A 16,721-nucleotide genomic window follows, 5' to 3' on the forward strand; every position below is an offset into this window, starting at 1 on the left:
TTTCGTCGCGGACAACCCGGGCGAATGGATGTACCACTGCCATATCCTCGACCATGCGGCCGGTGGGATGATGGGGACGATTGCGGTGGAGTAGGGAGCGCCGGAAAGCAAAAAAGCCCAGTCTCCGGACTGGGCTTTTTGTTTTGTATCGTCGGGATGGCGTGTCGATTTAATTTACATTCACACTAAATGAAAATGGATGCATTTTCCCTATATTCTTAGAATTCAGTGACTTAGAGTTGCTGGCATGACATGTGCATTCCTTGAGGCAATGTAATTTGCAGGAAGAATTTTAATAATTTTTAGACAACAAGGGACTTCACATGCGCAGAACCATTTTTTCCGCTTTCTTCGCTCTTTTTACGGCACTATTTGCTTCGACAGCCTTTGCATCGCCGGTTGGATTCAACAATTTCTACGACTATTCGACCTGGGCCAAGACATCCACCTTTGGCGATCCAGTGGTTTCGTCTGTCGACGCAACCAAGCAGACGCTGACTATCATGGAACCCGACTTCACCTGGAACTGGCAGTCGCAGGAATACAGGCTTTCGCACTCCGTCGCGACCGCCGGTACGGTTTCCTTTGACTGGAGCTTCAATTGGGATATCGATGCCTGCTGCTCCGGTCTGAATTTCTACATCAACGACACGCTCTACAACCTGGCCAACGGCTATTTTGGAAACCCGTACAACTTTGAAGGCAACAAGTCCGGATCGTTCAGCATGGCAGTGAGTGCCGGGGATATCATCGCATTCGGTGCTTTCAGTGCGGACGGCTGCTGCCAGGCCGCGACTAACACGATCTGGAATTTCAATGCGCCGACAGCCAGTGTTCCGGAACCAGCGAGCATTGCCTTGCTCGGCTTGGGCCTTGCAGGGATTTCCCTGACCCGACGCCGCCGGAAGAATTCCTGATTGATTTGCGGTGCATCTGAAACAGTGAAGGGCTGCACTTGCAGCCCTTTTTCATTTGATAGAGATTGTGCTCTGCGAGGCGTAAAAAGCAAAAAGCCCAGTCCGAAGACTGGGCTTTTTATTTAAATCTTGGGGTGGCCGATGGGACTCGAACCCACGACGACAGGAATCACAATCCTGGACTCTACCAACTGAGCTACGGCCACCACTGTCTTGCCGACAGCATGTCAGGCAAGCCCATGATTATACAAACTTCCTGCCGAAGTGGCAAATGCTCTTTTTCAAGCTGCTGCGACGATCGGTGCAACCGGCGGTTCGAGGTGCAGCAGGCGCTTGAATGCCGTCGTCAGGGCAGTTTCGCTGCCGGTGGTGAAGGCAGCAATCTTCCCTGGCCCTTCCTGCTGCAACAAGCCGCGTTCCGTCAGCAGGCGCACCAGCTGGCGCGCGATCGGTTCGCCAGTGTCGACAATGGCAACCTGCCTTGTGGTGACACGGGCGATGGTTTCCTCGATCAGCGGCAGCACGAAGGGATAGTGCGTGCAGCCGAGCACCAGGGTATCCGCGCCCTGTTCGATCAGCGGCGCGATGTAGCGGTGCAGGAGCAGGGCGGTTTCGGCCGATTGCAATTCGCCTTTCTCAACCTGGTCGGCCAAGCCGATGCAGGGCTGCGGAAGGAATTGCACATGGGTTGCCGCTGAGACCTGCTCGCGCAGCAGTCTGAATTTCTCGCTGGCCAGCGTGCCCTTGGTGGCAAGCACGCCGACCGTTCCGGTCTTCGACAAGGCTGCGGCGGGCTTGAGCCCGGGTTCGACGCCGACTACCGGCATATCGGGATAGCGTGCGCGCAACGCCTTGATTGCCGCCGCCGTCGCCGTGTTGCAGGCAACCACCAGTGCCTTTGCTTCGTGCTGCATCAGGAATCCGGCGATCGCCAGCGAACGCTCGACGACTTCATCTTCCGTTTTCCCGCCATACGGCGCGTAGCCGGAATCGGCAAAGTAGAGCAGCTGCTCGTTGGGCAGGCTGGCGTGGATATATTTCAGCACCGACAGTCCGCCGATGCCCGAGTCGAAGATGCCGATGGGCTTGTCTGACATGGGAGTGGGAGTTGCGAGGACGAGCAATTTTACACCGGGCAAGCAGGCTTCATGCGCCGGTTGAACCGTCGTTTGCAATGGCACTCATAAGCCCACGGCCGCTTGATTTTTTGTCATCGAAATGCGGCAATCCAAGGAGAAAGAAAATGATCAGAGTGGCTATTATCGTCGGGAGTACGCGGCCGGGGCGCAAGGCGCGCGACGTTGCAAACTGGACCTACGAGATCGCGCGTCAGCGCAACGACGCGCAGTTCGAGATCGTGGACGTCGCGGATTTCAACCTGCCTCTGCTGGACGAACCGGTACCGCCATCGATGGGGCAGTACGGCAACCAGCACACCAAGGTGTGGGCGGCGAAGATCGCCTCCTTCGATGCATTCGTGTTCGTGACGCCGGAGTACAACCACGGCACGTCAGGCGCGTTGAAAAATGCGATCGATTACCTCTATGCCGAATGGAATAACAAGGCTGCCGGCTTCGTCAGCTACGGCAGCGCAGGCGGAGCGCGGGCGGTGGAGCACCTGCGGCTGGTGATGGGGGAGTTGATGGTGGCGGACGTGCGGGCGCAGGTGATGCTGTCGCTGTTTACGGATTTCGAAAACTTCGCGACCTTCAAGCCGGCGCAGCATCATGAGAAGTCGGTGACGGCGATGCTGGACCAGGTAATCAGCTGGGGGACGGCGTTGAGGAATGTGAGGAAATAAAAAAACGGGCCGCATCGCGGCCCGTTTCATTTCCCTCAATCGCAGCTTACTTCACCGCGACCGGAATCCCGCCAAGGTTACCGGAAGCAATCCGCTCCGACCATTCCTTCGGCCCGGTGTTATGCACCGAAATGCCGTTGGAATCGACCGCCACGGTCACCGGCATGTCCTTCACCTCGAACTCGTAGATTGCTTCCATGCCGAGGTCTTCAAAGCCCAGCACCTTCGCCGACTTGATCGCCTTCGACACGAGGTAGGCCGAGCCGCCAACTGCCATCAGGTAAGCCGACTTGTGCTTCTTGATCGACTCGATCGCAACCGGGCCGCGTTCGGCCTTGCCGATCATGGAGATCAGGCCGGTCTTTTCGAGCATCATGTCGGTGAACTTGTCCATGCGGGTGGCGGTGGTCGGGCCTGCCGGGCCGACGACTTCGTCGCGTACCGGATCGACCGGGCCGACGTAGTAGATCACCCGGTTGGTGAAGTCCACCGGCAGCTTCTCGCCCTTGGCCAGCATGTCCTGGATGCGCTTGTGCGCGGCGTCGCGCCCGGTCAGCATCTTGCCGTTCAGGAGCAGGGTCTGGCCCGGCTTCCAGGAAGCGACTTCTTCCTTGGTCAGGGTGTCGAGGTCGACGCGCTTGGATTTCTCGGTATCGGGCGTCCAGCTCACGTCCGGCCACTCGGACAGCGACGGCGGTTCCATGTAGGCCGGGCCGGAACCGTCGAGCACGAAGTGCGCGTGCCGGGTCGCGGCGCAGTTCGGGATCATCGCGACCGGCTTGGATGCGGCGTGCGTCGGGTACATCTTGATCTTCACATCGAGCACGGTGGTCAGGCCGCCGAGACCTTGCGCGCCAATGCCCAGCGCGTTGATCTTTTCGCACAGTTCAAGACGCAGTTCTTCGGTCTTGTTCTGCGGGCCGCGCTTCTTCAGCTCGTACATGTCGATGTCTTCCATCAACGATTCCTTCGCCATCAGCATCGCCTTCTCGGCGGTGCCGCCGATGCCGATGCCGAGCATACCCGGCGGGCACCAGCCGGCGCCCATCAGGGGCACGGTCTTGAGCACCCAGTCGACCAGCGAATCGGACGGGTTGAGCATGACGAACTTGGTCTTGTTCTCGGAGCCGCCGCCCTTGGCCGCGACCTGGATATCAACGGTATTGCCCGGCACCAGTTCCATGTGCACGACGGCCGGGGTGTTGTCCTTGGTGTTCTTGCGGTCGAACTGCGGATCGGCCACGACCGAGGCGCGCAGCACGTTGTCCGGATGCAGGTAACCGCGGCGCACGCCTTCGTTGACCGCATCGGTGATGGAACCCTTGAATCCCTCGAAGCGCACTTCCATGCCGATCTTCAGGAACACGTTGACGATGCCGGTGTCCTGGCAGATCGGACGCTTGCCTTCGGCACACATGCGCGAGTTGGTCAGGATCTGCGCAATCGCGTCCTTTGCCGCCGGGCTCTGCTCGACCTCGTAGGCGCGCGCCAGGTGCTGGATGTAATCCACCGGGTGGTAGTACGAGATGTACTGCAACGCGGCGGCGACCGATTCGATGAGGTCTTCTTGCTTGATGATAGTCGTCATGATGAAGTCAAACTGAGGGTCAATGGGATTGCTTGGCGTGGGAATCGGGGGCGCTCATCAGGCGGTCGCAGAAGGCGATGGCCATTGCGGACAGCAGGAACGTGATGTGGATGCCGGTCTGCGCGATCAGCGTCTTGGGATCGTAGGCCGCAGCGTTGATGAACGTCTTGAGCAGGTGGATCGAGGAGATGCCGATAATCGCGGTGGCGAGCTTCACCTTGAGCACGGAGGCGTTCACGTGCGACAGCCATTCCGGCTGGTCGGGATGGTCCTCGAGGTGCATGCGCGAGACAAATGTTTCGTAGCCGCCGACGATGACCATGATGAGCAGGTTCGAGATCATCACCACGTCGATCAGGCCGAGCACGACCAGCATGATGGTGGTTTCGGTCAGCTTGGTCGGACGCGGCGCGCCTTCGATGGCGACGGCGCTGATGATATGTTCCAGCGCCGCCTGGTTGCCCAGTGCCGCGCCGACCAGGTCGACCAGTTCGACCCAGAAGTGGTAGACATACACGCCCTGCGCGAGGATCAGGCCGATGTACAGGGGAAGCTGCAGCCACCGGCTCATGAAGATCAGGTTGGGCAGGGGGCGGATCGGGCGTTCCTTGGGGGAGATGTTGTCGTTTGGATTCATCACTTGTTGGAAAGACAGGCAGGAATGAAACCCCAGCATTTTACACGGGCTGGCGTTTTCCCTCCTGCCGTTTCTTGCGATGCAGCAGGGTGCTGCGGAGCGCGCATGTTGATGCCAAATTGGCAATTTTTCCATGACCATGCGCGCAGGCCGCAGCATGATGCGCGTCAGGCGGATGAGGATGTCCAACTGTCATGTAAGGCTTTAGTAAGAGTAAAAGCTTAACTTCGCTTCCATTCAACACATGAGTGCGGGAGACCCAGTATGTCCGATATCGAAACCCTGAAACAGGAAAGTCGCATCTTCAACCCGCCGGCGGAATTCGTGAAAAACGCGAACATCTCCGGCATGGAAACCTACAAGGCGATGTGCGCTGCAGCAGAGCGCGACTACGAGGGTTTCTGGGCGCAACTTGCACGCGAAAACATCGCGTGGCAAAAGCCCTTTACCAAGACCCTGAACGAGTCCGAGGCGCCGTTCTACCGCTGGTTTGAAGACGGCCAGCTCAACGTTTCCTACAACTGCCTGGACCGTAACCTCCAGAACGGCAACGCCGGCAAGACCGCGATCATCTTTGAAGCGGACGGCGGCCAGGTTACCAAGGTCACCTACAAGGAACTGCACGACAAGGTGTGCCAGTTCGCCAACGGCCTGAAGGCGCTCGGCATCAAGAAGGGCGACCGCGTCGTCGTCTACATGCCGATGTCCGTCGAAGGCGTCGCCGCCATGCAGGCCTGCGCCCGTATCGGCGCCACCCACTCGGTGGTGTTCGGCGGCTTCTCCGCCAAGTCCCTGCAGGAACGCATCATCGATGCCGGCGCTGTCGCCGTCATCACCGCCGACGAACAGGTCCGCGGCGGCAAGCACCTGCCGCTGAAGTCCATCGTCGACGAAGCGCTCGCCATGGGCGGCTGCGACACGATCAAGAACGTCATCGTCTACAAGCGCACGGGCGCCAACATCAACTTCGTCGCCGGCCGCGACAAGTGGCTCGACGACGTGCTCGCCGGCCAGGCCGCGACCTGCGAACCGGAATGGGTCGACGCCGAGCACCCGCTGTTCGTGCTTTACACCTCGGGTTCTACCGGCAAGCCGAAGGGCGTGCAGCACGCTTCCGGCGGCTACCTGCTGTGGGCGATGCTCACGATGAAGTGGACCTTCGACATCAAGCCGTCCGACGTGTTCTGGTGTACCGCCGACATCGGCTGGGTCACCGGCCACACCTACATCGCCTACGGCCCGCTGGCTGTCGGCGCGACGCAGATCGTGTTCGAAGGCGTTCCGACCTACCCGAACGCCGGCCGTTTCTGGGACATGATCCAGAAACACAAGGCTTCCATCTTCTACACCGCACCGACCGCGATCCGCTCGCTGATCAAGGCGTCCGACGCCGATGCCGACGTGCATCCGAAGAAGTACGACCTGTCCAGCCTGCGCCTGCTCGGTTCCGTGGGCGAGCCGATCAATCCGGAAGCCTGGATGTGGTACTACAAGAACGTCGGCAACGAAAAGTGCCCGATCGCCGATACCTTCTGGCAGACCGAAACCGGCGGCCACATGATTTCCCCGCTGCCGGGCGTGACGCCGATGGTTCCGGGTTCCTGCACGCTGCCGCTGCCGGGCATCATGACCGCCGTGGTTGATGAAACCGGCCATGACATGCCGAACGGACAAGGCGGCATCCTGGTCGTCAAGCGTCCGTGGCCGTCGATGATCCGCACCATCTGGGGTGACCCGGAGCGCTTCAAGAAGAGCTACTTCCCGGAAGAACTGGGCGGCAAGCTCTACCTTGCGGGCGACGGCGCCGTGCGTAACGAAAAGACCGGCTACTTCACCATCACCGGCCGTATCGACGACGTGCTGAACGTCTCGGGCCACCGCATGGGCACGATGGAAATCGAATCGGCGCTGGTCGCCAACCCGCTGGTGGCAGAAGCCGCCGTGGTGGGCAAGCCGGACGAAACCACCGGCGAAGCGATCTGTGCCTTCGTGGTGTTGAAGCGCGCCCGTCCGACCGGCGATGAAGCCAAGGCGATTGCGAAAGAACTGCGTGACTGGGTGGCCAAGGAAATCGGCCCGATCGCCAAGCCCAAGGAAATCCGTTTCGGCGACAACCTGCCGAAGACGCGTTCCGGCAAGATCATGCGCCGCCTGCTGCGCGTGATCGCCAAGGGCGACCAGATCACCCAGGACGTGTCCACGCTCGAAAATCCGGCCATCCTGGAGCAACTGAAACAGGCGCAATAAGCAAAGCGGACAAGACGGAGGAGACTGAAAGGACCGGTGCGGCCAAAAGCCGCGCCGGTTTTTTTATGGTTTTTTCGAAAAGAAACAGAAAAGCTGCAACAAATCGAAAGTCTTTGCTATAATCTTTGGCTTCGCGCTTGCGAACCCGAATCCAGGAGAGGTGGATGAGTGGTTTAAGTCGCACGCCTGGAAAGCGTGTATAGGTTCATAGCCTATCGGGGGTTCGAATCCCCCCCTCTCCGCCAAGTAGTAAAGAAAACCCGCATCGAGCTATCAGCCGATGCGGGTTTTTGTTTTTGGCGGCTTGCCGTCCAGTCAAATGCAGGCTGGCGCGAACGGTGTGTGCCGAGGGGAGTCCAATATCCAGAACTCCTGAGGAGTCTAGCCATGAATTGCCGTTACCTGCCGTTCTGCGCCGTTACCCTCCTGTCCGCGTGCGCGCATATCAACCAGGACATGCCTGTCGGTCTTCTCGGCGATCCCGCGCCGGTCGAGGCGGCGACCCAGACCATCGTAATCAGTCCGCAAACGAAATGGGTGAATGTGACGGGCGGCGATATCGTCAGGTTTGACGTCGGCGACAAATCCTTTGCATGGGCGTTCAATGTCGGCACCGGCATCAGCCGGTTCGATCTCAGCCGCGTTGCCCCGCCTGGCGTGCTGGGACGCACCTTGTATGTGTACATGGCGCCGGATCCGCGGTATATCGGCGGCGGAGAGCGCGATTCCCAATGAGGCGGCGAAGAATCTCGGCTGAATTCTCATCATTCATCACCGTTTCGCGATTCGCGCAGATTCGCTTCCTATAATCCTCCTACAACATTGCTGTGCATCTAGCACGGCACACAAGTCTGGAGGATATCGACGTGTTACATCGACTTCAAACCTTGAGTATCGCGAGGAAGCTCGGCCTGCTGACCGTCAGCGCCGTCCTCGGCATCGTCGTGCTTGCCACGCTGTTCCTGGTGTCGGAACGCGGCCTTATCCTGGAAGAGCGCAAGTCCAGCGTGCGCCAGTCGGTCGAGACGGCGCATGGCATCCTTGCCCATTACCAGCAGCTTGCAGCGAAGGGCGTGCTAAGCCAGGACGACGCGAAGAAGCAGGCGATGAATGCAATCAAGTCGCTGCGCTACGGTGGCAACGAATATTTCTGGATCAATGACATGCAGCCGAAGATGGTGATGCATCCGATCAAACCCGAGCTGGACGGCAAGGACCTCTCCGAAAACAAGGATCCAACCGGCAAGCGGCTGTTCGTCGAATTTGCCGACACGGTCAGGAAGAGCGAATCCGGCTTCGTGTTCTACCTGTGGCCGATGCCTGGCAAGGACCAGCCGGTGCAGAAGGTGTCGTATGTAAAAGGCTTTGCACCGTGGGGGTGGGTAATCGGATCGGGCGTGTATCTCGATACCGTCGATGCCGCCGTTCTGGTACGCGTCGAGACATTCTCCGTGGGGACCCTCCTGTTGGCGGCGCTGCTCGTCGGTATCTGCCTTGTGATTGCACGCGGCTTGCTGAAGCAGCTGGGCGGCGAGCCCGAATATGCGGCCGACGTGACGCACCGGATTGCGCAAGGTGATCTGACGGTGGACATCGTACTCAAGCCAGGCGACAGCAGCAGCTTGCTGCACGCGATCAAGGGCATGCGCGACAGCATCGCATCCATTGTGTCGCAGGTCCGGGCCGGCACGGATACCATCGCGAATGCATCGAGCGAAATCGCCGCGGGCAACATGGACTTGTCGGCGCGCACCGACCAGCAGGCCAGCTCGCTGGAGGAGACGGCGTCGTCGATGGAAGAATTGACCTCGACAGTGAAGCAGAACGCGGACAACGCAATGCAAGCAAACGGCATGGCGCAATCGGCTGCGGAGATTGCGCTGAAGGGCGGCATGGTGGTGTCGCAGGTGGTCGATACCATGTCGTCGATCAACGAGTCGTCGAAGAAGATCGTGGACATCATCTCGGTCATCGACGGTATCGCCTTCCAGACCAATATCCTCGCGCTCAACGCTGCGGTCGAGGCGGCACGGGCAGGTGAGCAGGGTCGCGGCTTCGCGGTTGTCGCAGCGGAAGTGCGCAACCTCGCGCAGCGTTCTTCCACTGCCGCCAAGGAAATCAAGGCCCTGATCGGCGATTCGGTGGAGAAGGTCAATGCCGGCACGCGGTACGTGAACGAGGCGGGCGAAACGATGCATGAAATCGTCGAAAGCGTGAAGCGCGTGACCGACATCATGGCCGAAATCACGGCTGCCAGCCGGGAGCAGAGCGCCGGCATCGAGCAAGTGGGCCTGGCGATTAATCAGATGGACGAGGCGACGCAGCAGAATGCCGCCCTGGTGGAGGAGGCTGCGGCTGCCGCTGCTTCCCTGCAGGAGCAGGCGCATTCTCTCAAGGAAATCGTGTGCCTGTTCACGGTCGATGAGGCCGCAGCCGAGGTGCACGAGCAGACTACTGCAGTGCAAAGACTTGATGCGCCGGATAGGCATGCGTCCAGGTCCGGTCCGGCACTGCTGCCTGCGAAACAGGTTTTTACGATGGGGAGTTGGAAGGCCGCATGATTGCGCGGCTGGTTGTGAGGGGGAAAGGGCCGCAGCAATGCGGCCCTTTTTTGAATCCGGCTCCGCGGATGTATCAGGTCAGTGGCAGTGCTCGCCTGTCCTTAACGTCGCGCGTGGGGCCTCACCAGCTCACGCAGGACGGTGATCAGCCTCCGGGCTTGATTCTCCATCGAATAAGATTCCCTCACCGATTCTCTCGCACGCTCTCCCATGGTGCGCCGAAGTGCCGGGTCACGCAATGCGCCCAGGCACTTGTTCCAGTCTGCATAAGACTGGGCGAAAAATCCGTTCACACCTTGTTTGATGACGGGTTCATAGGATGGTATCGGCGTCGCAATGACCGGCAGGCCAACGCACATTTTCATGGTCAGCCGATTCTCGGACTTGAGCTTCCACGGTGGGGGAACGTTTCCTGGCAGGTGTGCGGGTACTGTTTCGATAGGGAGGATGCCAATGTCGGCATTCTGCATTGATTCATAAGCAGTCGCCTGGCTCCATGCAAGGCACCGAATACGGCGGTTCGCCAAAAACCTGAGGTACGCAAGCCGGTCGTGGAAGCATTGCTGCCTCGCCAAATTCCACCGTGCTTCCCGGAATCGCTGCATAACCTGGCCAGCGGCCGCATAGCGCCCGACGATCGTCACCGCAAGCCATTCCGGAGGCGCTTCGAGATGCGGGAGGCGGTCGAGTTCGACAGACGTCACCAACACCGCGCGGAGCGGGCGGCTGCGGGAACCCGCATGGTCGCTCCAGCTTGTCTTGCATACTTCCGGATCTTCGATGCCATCATGCACGATATGTATTTTGGATTGGAGCGACGTCGGGTACTGGCTCTTGAGATATTCAGAGACAACCAATGTTGCATCTGTTGCGTCCGCCATTGTTGTGTTTATCAAATCACATACGCTGTACACAGTCTTGATTCCGGCCTCGGAAAGCCGGCGTGCAAGTGTTTCTACGCTCGGTCCATGTACCTTTTGGAACACGACGATCTGAAACCCCTCCTTGATCAGTGTCGTTGCCAGGTGCGAGACATCCGGTGTTTCCGTCGCGTGCTCCGGTTCGAACACGATGTGCGGTTCAAGGTTTTCCGCGCGCAGATACGGAAATATATTCAATGCCGCGATGCGCGTGCTTGGAATGGGATTGCGCGAATTTGAAAGCAGGACAAATCCGATCTTGACGGGACTCATTTTGCGGCAATCAGGCGCAGGCAGAACTGGTAAGTCAGGAATTCGCGAATGGGGAAAAAATGTTGAATTGGCCCAAGGACCTTGATTGCAAGCCGGTTCCATATTCCGCCGCCCTGGTCACCCAGGCGGATGACGTAGCTGGATTGGTCGACATGCATCCCCAGTTCGGTGACCAGCCTGATGGCGTCGCTAATGGTGAACCAGCGCAAATGGGTCCTATCGAAGATGCCACGGCTCCTTGACGGAAACGTACCTCTTATGAAAATAGAGTAAAAGGAAGAGATGTGACGTATGTTCGGCAGGCTGATGACAATGCATCCTCCTGGTTGCAAGCGCTGTTTTGCTTTCAACAGGTGATTCCTGGGTTCCAGGAGATGTTCCAGGACGTCGGCGAAGATGATGCAATCGAACATCGTCCCTGGCAATAAAGCCGTCCAGTCCAATTCATTCAGATCTGCGCACGTCACATGATCAAGATGATGTTCAGCTTCGGCGGCAAAAGAAGGATCTATCTCTACACCAAACACTTTGCGCCCTTCGCGGGCCATGCGAAGACTGGCGCCGAGTGCACCGTTGCTGCACCCGACATCGAGTACTCTCAATGCCGTCGATGGAACCAAGGCAAACACGTCCGGCCTCGGCGTTGTGTACGCCGCATTTCGTTGCTCCGTGAGAATCCCATTCATTGTCATGTCCGGCCTTGTTTTGCCTGATCGAATTGACACGCGTTTTCAAACCGAGCGCGTCACCTGGTGCTCCTCATGCGCATTGCCCGCGAAAGAGGGTTTTACAAAAACCTTGAAGGTCACCAGTGATGATATTTTCTTTTTTGTAACAGGCCAATATGAGGATTCGCGGCCAGGACGCGGTCAAAGCCGGGCGCGACGTTCGTGCGCCGAAAATAACTGCGTAATGGGAAGTGCGGTGAAAATGGCGGGCGGCGGGATAGCCCTGATGATGGCGCTGCCGGAAAACAAAATGGGCGCCGAAGGCGCCCATTTTGGGTAATGTCTGGCTCCCCGACCTGGACTCGAACCAGGGACCTGCGGATTAACAGTCCGTCGCTCTACCGGCTGAGCTATCGGGGAAGAGAGGCGAGATTGTATTAGCGCACCGCCAAAATGTCCAGCGTCGCGACAAAAATCGCGCAATCAGACCTATTGTGGGGGCCGGCCCCTTTTGCAGTGTAGGCTGCGGTTTCATTTTTTAAAAGCTGCGCCGCGGGCATTTGCGGAAGGAAATCGCCTCAACCGTAGGGCGCGTGGCCGCCTTCCACAATGATTTCCGCTGGCGAAAGGTAACCCTCGATCGGATCGACTGTGCGCTGACGCGGGCCGCTTCTCTGCGGTTCAACGAGCTCGGGGGCAATGCGCTGGAGCAGGTCGGGCGGGATCGATTCGGCGCAGGCTTCCACGGTCAGCATCGATTCCGCCGAAATCCGGCCGCTGGCACACACCTCTTCTTCCATGCCGGCGAAACGCTCGCGCGCAATTGCCATCAGCATGGTGCGCATGCGGGCGGACGACGGATTGGCAAATGCTGCATCGGCAAGGCTGGCATGATCGATCACGGGCACCGGCGCAACGCCACTGCCCGGACGGGCGAGGTGGAAGGGATCGAAGCCGGCTTGCAGCAGATAGCCGAGGAAGCGCTCATGGAATGCGCTGTGCTCGACGCCATCGAGCGCCAGGGCGTGGAAGGAAGGCCCTGCGCCCTCGTTGTATGCTCGCGCACCGTCACGCGCCAACGCCTCAAGCCGAGGCCAGTCAAAGTTTCCGGGATTGGCTTCCCAGCTTTCCTGCAGGGTGGTGAAATCGCAGATCAGGCGATTGACCTCGTCGGTGGATGTCAGGTCCATGTGCAATCCCCAAATATCATTTGGCGGCACGATGCCGGATTCGTTCACGCCGAACGCCTTCAGGCGTGCGGAACGGCATAGGGAAGCACGCGCTCCTGTTCGTTTGCATCGTTGCGTGCAACGACGGCGCGTGCCGTTTCCGTACTGCTCAGGTTGATCGCTTCATGCGGCACACCCGGCGGGATGAACAGGAAGTCGCCGGCTTCGCTGATGACGGCATGCTCCAGCATTGCTCCGTACCGCGTTTCGACACGGCCTTCAAGGACATAGATGGCTGTCTCGTATCCGTCGTGCACATGCGGCGAGGCACGTGCTCCCGGTGGAATCGCGACGAGGTGCATGGACAGCCCGCGTGCGCCAACGGTATCCGCGGATACGCCGATGAAGTAGGGCAGGCGCTGGCGGGTCATGGTTTCCTTGTCCGGTCTCACGCTGGCAATGCGCTGCTGGTGTGCTTGTCCGTCCATCAGTATTCCTCCTGCAGGGGGTATCAGACAAGTATAAGTCTGTCCCGACGGTGAGCATTTGTCCGACTTCGGCGGTGCCGCCCGGCGAGAGGGGCTTATTTTGTGTCAAGGAATCCGCAATCCCTGTCCCTTGCAGCCCGGAAATCCCATATCCATGTCTTGAGGCCAACATTGGCACTTCATACAATCCGAGCCAGAGGGATGAAGCTGAGCGTCCCCCACAAGTCGGTAACAAGGAGCGGGAAGTGAAAAAGGGAGCAGGCCTCGTCGGGGTCGTAACGGGTTGCATGGCAATGGTGTTGATCGCGGGGTGCGCCTCCGCCAAGCCGGAAGGCGCCCAGTCGAAGCGTTCCGGCAGCGAACGGCAACTGAACATGACCTGGGCAGGCAAGCCGTTGAAGGACCTGCTCGCGGTCTATGGCGAACCGACCCAAGTCATGGAATATCCGAACTCGCGGAGCACGACCGTCGTGGTCTACCGTGACCATGCCAAGCTTCCCGCAAGCTGCGCTCATGCCTTCACCATCAACAACAATGGTGAGCCGACCATCGTCAATTACTTCTGCCGCTGACGCGATTTGAAGTGACACCGGGCAGGCGCAGTGTGCGCCTGCCAAAGCCATCTGCATGTGCTACCATCGATTGGTCCTGTTGAAAGGGCCAGTCTGCAGATTCTTTACGCCATGCTCGAGCTGTACAGCGACACTTCCCTCGACCTCTTCCTCGATCCCGATAGCCGAATCCTCCATGCATGCTGGAAGGGCTATCAAAGCATGAATACCGGAACACAAGGCTGTGCGCACATCATGGACATGATGGTGGCGCACGGCGCTTATCGCATCCTCAACGACAATACCGACGTGCGCGGTCTCTGGATGGGTGCGGCTGAATGGGCCGCGCGCGAATGGTTCCCGCGCCTGAAGGAAGCGGGCATGGAGCGCTTCGCATGGATATACAGTCCGGCAAAGTTTTCCCAGATTTCGGCTGATACAGCGATGGTACTGCTCGATCCCGATGAGCTCGGCGTGAAGGTGTTCCACGAACGCGAAACAGCGCTCGCATGGTTGAACAAGCAAGATTGAACCCGTGATCTGCTTCATCGGGCAGATTCATTGAACTCCGGAAACATAAAGCGGTCTAGGACGGTCACTGTCGTGAAGAAGGTCGACCCATGTCCATGCGCCCCACTCCCGAGCGCCTTGCCATCCTTGTACTGATTGTCGCAACTGTCGTGGCGGGCTGTGAACGCAAACATGATGAAGGTGACAAAGTGAAAGCCGCTGTACCCCGACCCGGTGGGAGATTGCCGCATGTAGTGCCCGCGCTGGGTATCCGCGGCTGAATGTTGTTTTTGCGAAGGCGCAAATGCGTTTGTGCTTGTTGTCACATTCCTGTAAAGCACCGCTCCCTATAATTTATGTAACCGGGTGTTTCAAGAGGGGAGAGCAGACATGGGCAGGTCATTGCACAACAGGATACGTTTGAAGGGAAGCCGTCTTGCGCTTCTGAATACGCGCCGGCTGCGTGCCGTGGCGGTAAAGGCATCGGCATCGATCGGGTTGATCATCCTCGCCGTCAAGTCGTTCAAGTAAACCAGGCAGGCACACGCTGCAACCGAGGGCGCGCTATTCTTTCGCCGGCGCCTCGGCGCTCTTTGTCTTGCGCGCCACTTTTGCAGGCTTGGCGGAGGTGCACACAGCCTTGACCAGCAGTTCCTCGATCGAATCGGGAACGGCGTCGGTCAGCTCGGCCTTCCGCCGTTCCGTTCCCACCACCATGCCAAATCCGAATCGTTCGGAGTAGTAGGCAACATCCGTCGTGCCTGTACGCACGCCCTTGCAGTCGACCAGCATGCGGTCGCGCGTGGACAGGTAGGGTTTTTCCTTGTCGACGTATCCAGGGGCGGGCAGCTCGTGATGCGTCCAGACGGCGAGCATGCCGCCGTCGGCTTTCCTCACATCCTGATGGACAAACACAGCCGAGGCATGGGTCTTGCCCAGGCCGCGCCAGTTCGGCGCCAGCTCCTTCTGTCCGCGTTCATAGAGGGAGTCAAGGGACTTGTCTTCGTTCGCTTCGGCAAACGACGGCGATGCGCCCAAGGTAATCGCGACAGCGACGCACGTCGCAAGAATCCTGTTCATTGAGCCTGCTCCCCCGATATGATTGTTTTACGCAAACCATGGAATAGTAGCGGCTTCACGAGCGCATTTCTATTGATTTGCGAGGCGGGCGGGTCAGCGCAGAAATGTGTGGAGTGCGCTGTGGAGGAGGGCAGGGATACCGCGCGGCGCAGAAATGTGTGCAATGCGCCGCGGGGATGTTGTAGTATGCAGTATCCCCAAGCCCTACAAGGGTATTTCACGAGCCGGCCACGAGCCGGTTTTTTATCGCCTATTCAAATCGCTTCATGCCAGACGGGTCGCGTCCCGCCCACGGATGCGAGGGCAGGCACAGGTCACGTGAATCGATGGCCTCGTCCGGCGTGAGGTACATGCTCGCCCAGATATTGATGCATCGGGAAATGTCTTCCCGGCTCAACTTGTCTTGCGGCTGCTCGCGTTTGGCGGACGCGCCGCGGGGCTTGACCACCACATTGAGGTTGAACGATTTCTTGCCGGGGGGCGGCATGCGCTTGGTCAAAGGGCGCGAAGGGGATTTTTCCATGATCGCCTCACAGTTCACTGCATTGCACAAAAATCAGTATAAGTCTCGATCTCCGGCTCGTATCGCGTACCGCCGTGTTTTGGAGGTTTTCCTCTCGCCGTGTCGGTATTTCGACACACACTTTCCAGCGGTCACATCCATTTCTCTTCGCTCGCGAAATCGTCTTTGTCATGCAAATGCAAGGTGATCCTTGCGGGCTGCAGCGTAACAGTATGTTTCAGGCGAACACGCAAATGCACTCGCCTTAATGGTTCTCAAGAAGCGATTTTTCGAAGCAATAGAAGATGAGCTTCAGCCGGGAAAGCAACGAGCATCGCGCCGCCTCTCCGGCATGCGTACACAGGTATTGGAATGGCTCTGCAGCCCTCAGGTTCCAGCCGGCTGATAGAAAACGAAGCGAATCCTCGATTCTCTTGCGAGGAAACGACATTGCGACATACGTGAAAGGTTTGGGATGGAAAAGCTCATCGACAGGGATAAGAAGGGGACGCTACGACCGTTCCCGGGAAGGATGGACGGAGACACCGGCATCCGCATCAAACCGCTGTGCGCGGCATTGATTGCCGCTGCAGTGCTGACAGCATGCGGCGGTGGCGGCGGCTCGTCGACCACTGCGCCCGCGGATGCGTCAGGCGGCGGGACGCCGTCGACGGGAACAGGATCGTCAGGTACTGGTTCTACGGGTACCGGCTCGACGGGTACCGGCTCGACGGGTACGGGCTCGACGGGCACGGGTTCTACGGGCACCGGTGGTGGAACGGCCACGCCCCCCGGCACAGTCACCGCCT

General features: G+C 58.9%; 19 protein-coding genes, 3 tRNA genes and 1 pseudogene. 12 read left to right on the forward strand and 11 right to left on the reverse strand.

What is annotated here, in order from left to right:
* Both AYR66_RS30545 and AYR66_RS29325 read left to right on the forward strand, forming a co-directional pair.
* Positions 1–94: multicopper oxidase domain-containing protein (locus tag AYR66_RS30545; RefSeq protein WP_141104166.1), on the forward strand; the 94-nt coding region annotated here is incomplete at its 5' end.
* Between the two features lie 229 nt (positions 95–323).
* Entirely contained in the window at positions 324–917 is a 594-nt protein-coding gene (locus AYR66_RS29325; RefSeq protein ID WP_088706586.1) for a PEP-CTERM sorting domain-containing protein, read from the forward strand.
* Between the two features lie 130 nt (positions 918–1,047).
* Here the strand turns inward: AYR66_RS29325 and AYR66_RS04875 are convergent.
* A tRNA-His gene (locus tag AYR66_RS04875) sits at positions 1,048–1,123 on the reverse strand.
* A 75-nt stretch (positions 1,124–1,198) separates the two neighbouring features.
* Positions 1,199–2,014, reverse strand: a complete 816-nt coding sequence (gene murI / locus AYR66_RS04880) for a glutamate racemase (RefSeq protein WP_088706587.1) — start codon at positions 2,012–2,014, stop codon at positions 1,199–1,201.
* Positions 2,015–2,160: 146 nt separating this feature from the next.
* Here murI and AYR66_RS04885 point away from each other — a divergent pair, with 146 nt between their 5' ends.
* Positions 2,161–2,718, forward strand: coding sequence for an NADPH-dependent FMN reductase (locus AYR66_RS04885; RefSeq protein ID WP_088706588.1), 558 nt, complete (start codon positions 2,161–2,163; stop codon positions 2,716–2,718).
* Positions 2,719–2,764: 46 nt separating this feature from the next.
* Here AYR66_RS04885 and AYR66_RS04890 read toward each other — a convergent pair whose 3' ends face one another.
* Positions 2,765–4,306 (reverse strand): fumarate hydratase, encoded by a 1,542-nt coding sequence (locus tag AYR66_RS04890; protein WP_088706589.1) that lies wholly within the window; start codon positions 4,304–4,306, stop codon positions 2,765–2,767.
* A 19-nt stretch (positions 4,307–4,325) separates the two neighbouring features.
* Positions 4,326–4,943: a YqhA family protein gene (locus AYR66_RS04895; protein WP_088709607.1), complete on the reverse strand. Its 618-nt coding sequence runs from the start codon at positions 4,941–4,943 to the stop codon at positions 4,326–4,328.
* 264 nt (positions 4,944–5,207) lie between these two features.
* Between AYR66_RS04895 and acs the strand changes: the two genes are divergently transcribed.
* The 4 genes from acs (at position 5,208) to AYR66_RS04915 (ending at position 9,751) form a co-directional block, all read left to right on the forward strand.
* Entirely contained in the window at positions 5,208–7,190 is a 1,983-nt protein-coding gene (gene acs, locus AYR66_RS04900) for an acetate--CoA ligase (RefSeq protein ID WP_088706590.1), read from the forward strand.
* Between the two features lie 154 nt (positions 7,191–7,344).
* A tRNA-Ser gene (locus AYR66_RS04905) sits at positions 7,345–7,435 on the forward strand.
* A gap of 142 nt (positions 7,436–7,577) precedes the next feature.
* Positions 7,578–7,925 carry a CzcE family metal-binding protein gene (locus tag AYR66_RS04910; protein ID WP_088706591.1) on the forward strand — a complete coding sequence of 116 codons (348 nt, stop codon included), beginning with the start codon at positions 7,578–7,580 and terminating at the stop codon, positions 7,923–7,925.
* Positions 7,926–8,056: 131 nt separating this feature from the next.
* A complete protein-coding gene (locus AYR66_RS04915) occupies positions 8,057–9,751 on the forward strand; it encodes a methyl-accepting chemotaxis protein (protein WP_088706592.1) in 1,695 nt (564 codons plus the stop codon).
* Between the two features lie 101 nt (positions 9,752–9,852).
* On the opposite strand, the gene AYR66_RS04920 is transcribed toward AYR66_RS04915, so the two are convergent.
* Positions 9,853–10,944, reverse strand: coding sequence for a glycosyltransferase family protein (locus AYR66_RS04920; RefSeq protein ID WP_170942065.1), 1,092 nt, complete (start codon positions 10,942–10,944; stop codon positions 9,853–9,855).
* Positions 10,941–11,630 (reverse strand): class I SAM-dependent methyltransferase, encoded by a 690-nt coding sequence (locus AYR66_RS04925; protein WP_170942066.1) that lies wholly within the window; start codon positions 11,628–11,630, stop codon positions 10,941–10,943. The genes AYR66_RS04920 and AYR66_RS04925 overlap by 4 nt, the downstream gene beginning before the upstream one ends.
* A gap of 4 nt (positions 11,631–11,634) precedes the next feature.
* On the opposite strand from AYR66_RS04925, the gene AYR66_RS28205 reads away from it, so the two are divergent.
* Positions 11,635–11,952 (forward strand): hypothetical protein, encoded by a 318-nt coding sequence (locus AYR66_RS28205; RefSeq protein WP_141104023.1) that lies wholly within the window; start codon positions 11,635–11,637, stop codon positions 11,950–11,952.
* A 4-nt stretch (positions 11,953–11,956) separates the two neighbouring features.
* On the opposite strand, the gene AYR66_RS04930 is transcribed toward AYR66_RS28205, so the two are convergent.
* The 3 genes from AYR66_RS04930 to AYR66_RS04940 all read right to left on the reverse strand — a co-directional run bounded on the left by AYR66_RS04930 (position 11,957) and on the right by AYR66_RS04940 (position 13,269).
* Positions 11,957–12,032: transfer RNA gene (locus tag AYR66_RS04930), tRNA-Asn, on the reverse strand.
* Between the two features lie 158 nt (positions 12,033–12,190).
* Positions 12,191–12,802, reverse strand: coding sequence for a hypothetical protein (locus AYR66_RS04935; protein WP_141104024.1), 612 nt, complete (start codon positions 12,800–12,802; stop codon positions 12,191–12,193).
* A gap of 59 nt (positions 12,803–12,861) precedes the next feature.
* A complete protein-coding gene (locus AYR66_RS04940; RefSeq protein ID WP_088706596.1) occupies positions 12,862–13,269 on the reverse strand; it encodes a cupin domain-containing protein in 408 nt (135 codons plus the stop codon).
* A gap of 245 nt (positions 13,270–13,514) precedes the next feature.
* Here AYR66_RS04940 and AYR66_RS04945 point away from each other — a divergent pair, with 245 nt between their 5' ends.
* The 3 genes from AYR66_RS04945 to AYR66_RS28735 all read left to right on the forward strand — a co-directional run bounded on the left by AYR66_RS04945 (position 13,515) and on the right by AYR66_RS28735 (position 14,861).
* Positions 13,515–13,841: a hypothetical protein gene (locus AYR66_RS04945; RefSeq protein WP_141104025.1), complete on the forward strand. Its 327-nt coding sequence runs from the start codon at positions 13,515–13,517 to the stop codon at positions 13,839–13,841.
* A gap of 111 nt (positions 13,842–13,952) precedes the next feature.
* A complete protein-coding gene (locus tag AYR66_RS04950; protein ID WP_088706598.1) occupies positions 13,953–14,351 on the forward strand; it encodes a SpoIIAA family protein in 399 nt (132 codons plus the stop codon).
* Between the two features lie 369 nt (positions 14,352–14,720).
* A complete protein-coding gene (locus AYR66_RS28735; RefSeq protein ID WP_170942067.1) occupies positions 14,721–14,861 on the forward strand; it encodes a hypothetical protein in 141 nt (46 codons plus the stop codon).
* Between the two features lie 33 nt (positions 14,862–14,894).
* Here the strand turns inward: AYR66_RS28735 and AYR66_RS04960 are convergent, their stop codons facing one another.
* Both AYR66_RS04960 and AYR66_RS04965 read right to left on the reverse strand, forming a co-directional pair.
* Complete coding sequence (locus AYR66_RS04960) at positions 14,895–15,410, reverse strand: surface-adhesin E family protein (RefSeq protein WP_088706600.1); 516 nt, start codon at positions 15,408–15,410, stop codon at positions 14,895–14,897.
* A 250-nt stretch (positions 15,411–15,660) separates the two neighbouring features.
* Entirely contained in the window at positions 15,661–15,933 is a 273-nt protein-coding gene (locus tag AYR66_RS04965) for a hypothetical protein (RefSeq protein ID WP_141104026.1), read from the reverse strand.
* 511 nt (positions 15,934–16,444) lie between these two features.
* Here AYR66_RS04965 and AYR66_RS29330 point away from each other — a divergent pair.
* Positions 16,445–16,721: pseudogene (locus AYR66_RS29330) on the forward strand (hypothetical protein); the annotation flags it as partial.

Source organism: Noviherbaspirillum denitrificans (assembly GCF_002211445.1).
GTDB lineage: Bacteria > Pseudomonadota > Gammaproteobacteria > Burkholderiales > Burkholderiaceae_D > Noviherbaspirillum > Noviherbaspirillum denitrificans.

Bases quoted from the DNA above. Each gene is read 5' to 3' on its own strand.
- AYR66_RS29325 (WP_088706586.1), top strand. From the start codon at position 324: ATGCGCAGAACCATTTTTTCCGCTTTCTTCGCTCTTTTTACGGCACTA.
- murI (WP_088706587.1), bottom strand. From the start codon at position 2,014: ATGTCAGACAAGCCCATCGGCATCTTCGACTCGGGCATCGGCGGACTG.
- AYR66_RS04885 (WP_088706588.1), top strand. From the start codon at position 2,161: ATGATCAGAGTGGCTATTATCGTCGGGAGTACGCGGCCGGGGCGCAAG.
- AYR66_RS04890 (WP_088706589.1), bottom strand. From the start codon at position 4,306: ATGACGACTATCATCAAGCAAGAAGACCTCATCGAATCGGTCGCCGCC.
- AYR66_RS04895 (WP_088709607.1), bottom strand. From the start codon at position 4,943: ATGAATCCAAACGACAACATCTCCCCCAAGGAACGCCCGATCCGCCCC.
- acs (WP_088706590.1), top strand. From the start codon at position 5,208: ATGTCCGATATCGAAACCCTGAAACAGGAAAGTCGCATCTTCAACCCG.
- AYR66_RS04910 (WP_088706591.1), top strand. From the start codon at position 7,578: ATGAATTGCCGTTACCTGCCGTTCTGCGCCGTTACCCTCCTGTCCGCG.
- AYR66_RS04920 (WP_170942065.1), bottom strand. From the start codon at position 10,944: ATGAGTCCCGTCAAGATCGGATTTGTCCTGCTTTCAAATTCGCGCAAT.
- AYR66_RS04925 (WP_170942066.1), bottom strand. From the start codon at position 11,630: ATGAATGGGATTCTCACGGAGCAACGAAATGCGGCGTACACAACGCCG.
- AYR66_RS28205 (WP_141104023.1), top strand. From the start codon at position 11,635: ATGTCCGGCCTTGTTTTGCCTGATCGAATTGACACGCGTTTTCAAACC.
- AYR66_RS04935 (WP_141104024.1), bottom strand. From the start codon at position 12,802: ATGGACCTGACATCCACCGACGAGGTCAATCGCCTGATCTGCGATTTC.
- AYR66_RS04940 (WP_088706596.1), bottom strand. From the start codon at position 13,269: ATGGACGGACAAGCACACCAGCAGCGCATTGCCAGCGTGAGACCGGAC.
- AYR66_RS04950 (WP_088706598.1), top strand. From the start codon at position 13,953: ATGCTCGAGCTGTACAGCGACACTTCCCTCGACCTCTTCCTCGATCCC.
- AYR66_RS28735 (WP_170942067.1), top strand. From the start codon at position 14,721: ATGGGCAGGTCATTGCACAACAGGATACGTTTGAAGGGAAGCCGTCTT.
- AYR66_RS04960 (WP_088706600.1), bottom strand. From the start codon at position 15,410: ATGAACAGGATTCTTGCGACGTGCGTCGCTGTCGCGATTACCTTGGGC.
- AYR66_RS04965 (WP_141104026.1), bottom strand. From the start codon at position 15,933: ATGGAAAAATCCCCTTCGCGCCCTTTGACCAAGCGCATGCCGCCCCCC.